At 39.7% G+C, this 1,548-nt stretch carries 2 protein-coding genes; both read left to right on the top strand.

Annotation, left to right across the window (positions count from 1 at the left end; translation table 11 throughout):
• The coding region (locus RJ60_RS15875) for a hypothetical protein (protein WP_219725906.1) at positions 1–223 on the top strand (223 nt) is incomplete at its 5' end.
• Positions 224–291: 68 nt separating this feature from the next.
• The gene (locus tag RJ60_RS14590) at positions 292–1,491 is read left to right on the top strand and encodes a DDE-type integrase/transposase/recombinase (RefSeq protein ID WP_103135239.1); all 1,200 of its coding nucleotides are present in this window, start codon (positions 292–294) and stop codon (positions 1,489–1,491) included.
• Positions 1,492–1,548 lie beyond the last annotated feature (57 nt).

Here is a 1,548-nt window from a genome sequence, read left to right as displayed (position 1 = left end):
GAAACTGCTGCACGAAACTATGACTAACAAACATCAGGGAAAGATCACTCAAAATAAAAAAAGCCGCAACCTCATAACTGGCACGACTTTCTCATCATCTCTGTCACGCTGGAATAAGTTTAGCATAATAACAAGAGCAAATGCAACTCTGACGATATGCATCACAAATAATCTACTTGAAAAGGGTAACGATGCATCAAAAATGAAACTACTCGAAAGGTAAGGATGAAGGGGATAATCTTCGCGAATGCCAAGTTGAAAGAGGTAGGGGCGAAGATGAAGAGAATAGACATGACTGGATTGATTGAGAAATACTCAGAGAAGTACAGGAAGGCTGGAAAGAAGGAGAAGAGTAGAATCCTTGACGAATTTATTGAATTAACTGAGTACAACCGGAGCTATGCATCACTAAAACTTAGGAGAGGTTATTCTGAGAAGAACAAGAGAAGCAAGTTCACAAAGAGGCGCGGAAGAAAGAAGAAATATGATTTGGAAGTATTGAGAAAACTAGTTGAGATATGGGAGATCCTGGACTTTCCTTGCGGCAAGAGATTCAAAGCGATTATTGAAGAGGCGATAGAGAATCTGATCAAGAATGGTCATTTGTCTTTGAGGGAAGAAGTTAAGCAGAAGCTTTTGGAAATAAGTTCCTCTACAATCGATAGACTTCTACGAAGTGAAAGGAAGAAGATGGAACTGAAGGGTAGGTCACATACAAAACCCGGTACTCTCTTGAAGAAACACATAAGGATAAAGACTCATCACGAATGGGATGACACAAAACCAGGTTTTGTTGAGGTGGATCTTGTCGGTCACGAAGGAGGTAATAGCTCGGGAGAATTCTGTTATAGCCTGAATATGGTAGATGTTGCCAGTGGTTGGAGTGTCGTTGCACCAATAAGGAACAAAGCTCAAAGATGGACCCTTGAAGCTATAATCGCATTGAGAGAGTTACTTCCTTTCCCTCTTTTGGGAATTCATTCCGACAATGGCTCGGAGTTTATTAACGCTCATTTGTATAAGTATTGCTTGGATGAAAGATTGGTCTTTACCAGAACCCGGAGTTACAACAAGAACGATAATCCCCATGTGGAACAGAAGAATTGGTCTTTGGTCAGAAGGGCCGTTGGCTATTACAGATACGACACTTTGGAGGAACTGACTATCTTGAAGGAGCTATATGCAAACTTGAATCTCTACAACAACCATTTCCAGCCTACTCAAAAGATGATCCAAAAGACCAGAGATGGTACAAGGATAGTGAAGAAATACGACAAGTTTGCTACTCCCTACGAAAGAGTACTTAACTCTCCCTGGATTTACTCCACAAAAAAAGATGAGCTTCGCAAGGTTCACGAAGCCCTAGATTTATATATACTCAAGAGTAATATAGCACATTCTCAGGAATTACTCGTTGATATACAGATAATGAAGTCCAAATCTAACTCAAAGGGAGGTGTTCTTAATCTCCTTCAATTCGATTTTGAATAGATTCTATTTTGATGCATTAACTCTCTCTTGAGTAGATTTAATTATGATGCATTACGT

Source organism: Mesotoga sp. B105.6.4, from assembly GCF_002896535.1.
Lineage (GTDB): Bacteria > Thermotogota > Thermotogae > Petrotogales > Kosmotogaceae > Mesotoga.
This window is presented reverse-complemented; position numbering and strand designations above follow the sequence as displayed.

Bases quoted from the DNA above. Each gene is read 5' to 3' on its own strand.
- RJ60_RS14590 (WP_103135239.1), top strand. From the start codon at position 292: ATGACTGGATTGATTGAGAAATACTCAGAGAAGTACAGGAAGGCTGGA.